The organism is Flintibacter muris, from assembly GCF_943192995.1.
In the GTDB taxonomy this organism is placed as follows: domain Bacteria; phylum Bacillota; class Clostridia; order Oscillospirales; family Oscillospiraceae; genus Lawsonibacter; species Lawsonibacter muris.
This window is the reverse complement of sequence record NZ_CALPCP010000100.1, coordinates 1-2,526: the sequence shown is the minus strand read 5'-3', so window position 1 is coordinate 2,526 and position 2,526 is coordinate 1. Positions and strand designations below refer to the sequence as shown.

Sequence of the window (2,526 nt, the reverse complement as noted above, 5' to 3'; positions counted from 1 at the left end):
TTCCTACATTTTATCCCTCATTAACTTTGTGGCCTGTCTGGTAATGAAGACAGACAGGCCTCTTTTCGACAGGCTGAAACACCACATTTTCATGTGGTGTTTCTCGCCTGCATCTTTTTTGGCGACACAGGCTGGAATAAGCGGTCAAAATCGATTTTTCGTTGAATCCTTTGCGGCACAACGATTCAGGAAGAAAGGCTGATGCCGGAGAGGAAAAAGCAATCACTTCGTTGTTTGCCGCTATTGACTTTTATCAATCCTTTATGGATCTATTTTGCGTGCCTGATTGATTGTTTCAAACAGCTCCCTGCTTACAATCGCTGGGTGGTGCTCCTGTATCAAAAATCTCTCTAACTCACCTTGGTTCTTAACCTGTTTCCCAGAAAACAAATCCGCTATAAAGGTTTTCTGGAGCAGAACATCCCCCACATATTTCTCGTTTCTCAACAGCTTGCTGATTGTCTCCTGGCTCCAGTGGGGTTTCCCTGTTGGGGATGGAACCTTACTCTCATACAGCCATTTTGAAATTGCTCCAAGACTACTTCCAGCAGCCCTCATCTCGAACATCTTTCGAACAATTTCAGCGTCAGGTTCATCAATGATCAGCCTTCCATCATCCCCACGCTTATACCCAAAACACACAAATTCAGCGTAGCCCGAGGCGCCCTTCTCAAAGCCTCTCTTGATTCCCCATTTGATATTTCGGCTCACATCCTCGCTCTCAGCCTGGGCCAAGGCACAGTAGGCGGTCAGCAGGATTTGTATTCGCTGTTCGTTCAGCCACATATCCTCCTGCTCAAAATAGACTTCTACACCCAAGCCACGCAGATCCCGCAGCGAATGCAGCATATCCAGCGTATTGCGCCCAAAGCGGCTAATGGACTTTGTCAGGATCAGGTCAATTCTCTGTTTGCGGCACTGAGCTATCATCCGGCGAAACTCTGGCCGTTCTTTTGTGTTTAAGCCAGTCGCTCTTTCTGCAAAAATGCCGGCACTTTCCCAATTGGGATTTGCTGAAATCAGCTGTGAATAGTGCCGCTCCTGTAATTCGATACTGCTGGTCTGCTCCTCTAACTCTGTACTGACCCGGCAGTAAGCAGCTACACGAAGATGACGCAGTTCCATTGGACGATGGCCTTGCGTAGGAAGAATTTCAGTCACCTTTCGCATTCGCACGACCTCCCGCAATTTTCTTCATTATATCAAAGCGAGAGCTTCATGGCAATGTGATTTTGCGGTTCTTTGGAGTGGCTGAGTTTCTCCTGCTGTACCGCCATAAACATCTCGTCAGAAATAATGGCCTCATGGGAGTCGGTGTAGAGATACCGTTCCATGAGGCCATTGTTTTCGATCTGGACAGCGCCGATGCTGAGCGTCTTCTGGAGCAGCACCCGTCCGGTGTATTTTTCATTGGAGAGCAGTTTGTCGATGGCTTCCCGATTCCATTTGGGCCTGCCGGTGGGGGAGAGAATGCCCTGCCTTTCCAGACCCGCAGCAATTTTCCCAAGGCTGTCACCAGCAAGATACCGTTCAAATATCCAACTCACCACCTTGGCTTCGTCCGGATTTATTTCCAGTTCTCCATCAGAATTGATCGTGTATCCGTAGCACTTACGCTTTGCCATTTTGGAGCTGCCGTCCTGAAAGCCTTTCCGGAGACCGTTCTTAATTGCTTCACTTTTTTGTATCACATTCATTATAATTTTCCTCCTACAAATAAAAATACCGCAGTGAAATCACTGCGGCACAACGAGTTTAGTATGTTCAATATAAAAGTTGACAGACTACTCCCCTGGTGTAATCTGTCAACTTATCATGGTGGAGCCGGGGAGAGTTGAACTCCCGTCCGAAAGCACTTCCACAGGAACTTCTCCGAGCGCAGACGATCATTTACATTCCCTCACTCAAGCGTGGGTCGTCACACTATTGAGTTTGGTAGAGTCATAATGCGTGGAACGGTCAACTCTTTCCGAACGCACGGGCACCACTAAGGCTACGCCCAGACCCGGCTCGTGGTCCTTCCGGGCAGGACGGCCGCTTTAAGCAGCGGCGAGAACGTAATCGTTATCGTTCTTTAATTTATAAGTGCCCATTTTTAGGATGTTAGGCGCATCCGCTCGCTATTCCTGCTTCTATGCCCCCGTCGAAACCGGTACGGCCCCTCGTCGTCGCAAGCTCCATATCCCCCACTTCACTGCTCCTCCTCTCCAAATCGAACCCGCTGCGCTGGGCTTCGATTCGAACAGCGGCTGCGCGGCTGTTTCAGAAGGAATTTCAGTATACCACAAACGGCGGTCGAATTGTGTTACGATTTGATGACATTTTTCAGGGGTGGCGGCGCGGGGCCGCCCCCCTTGTTGTCTTAAAGGGTCATATCCTCAAAGTAGTCTGCGGAGAGAAGCGGCGTGCCGTGCTTCAGGGAAGCGCCTCAAATTTTATCTTGTTCTTCTTAGGTAGTGTTCACATAAGGGGCAAAGTATGATACAATAGGAGAATGGAACTGAATAGAGAACAGTATGAAAAAAT

The 2,526-nt window shown here is 48.7% G+C and carries 3 protein-coding genes and 1 other RNA gene; 1 reads left to right on the top strand and 3 read right to left on the bottom strand.

All coding sequences use genetic code 11. From position 1 onward, the window contains the following. On the top strand, nucleotides 1–202 hold a 202-nt coding region (locus tag NFS22_RS23370; RefSeq protein ID WP_251320020.1), incomplete at its 5' end, for a hypothetical protein. A gap of 59 nt (nucleotides 203–261) precedes the next feature. On the opposite strand, the gene NFS22_RS23365 is transcribed toward NFS22_RS23370, so the two are convergent. The 3 genes from NFS22_RS23365 to ssrA all read right to left on the bottom strand — a co-directional run bounded on the left by NFS22_RS23365 (nucleotide 262) and on the right by ssrA (nucleotide 2,162). Further along, on the bottom strand, nucleotides 262–1,170 hold the full coding sequence (locus NFS22_RS23365; RefSeq protein WP_251320019.1) for a recombinase family protein: 909 nt from the start codon (nucleotides 1,168–1,170) through the stop codon (nucleotides 262–264). A 32-nt stretch (nucleotides 1,171–1,202) separates the two neighbouring features. Next, nucleotides 1,203–1,697 (bottom strand): recombinase family protein, encoded by a 495-nt coding sequence (locus NFS22_RS23360; protein ID WP_251320018.1) that lies wholly within the window; start codon nucleotides 1,695–1,697, stop codon nucleotides 1,203–1,205. Nucleotides 1,698–1,816: 119 nt separating this feature from the next. Continuing rightward, nucleotides 1,817–2,162, bottom strand: a transfer-messenger RNA (tmRNA) gene (ssrA, locus tag NFS22_RS23355). Nucleotides 2,163–2,526 lie beyond the last annotated feature (364 nt).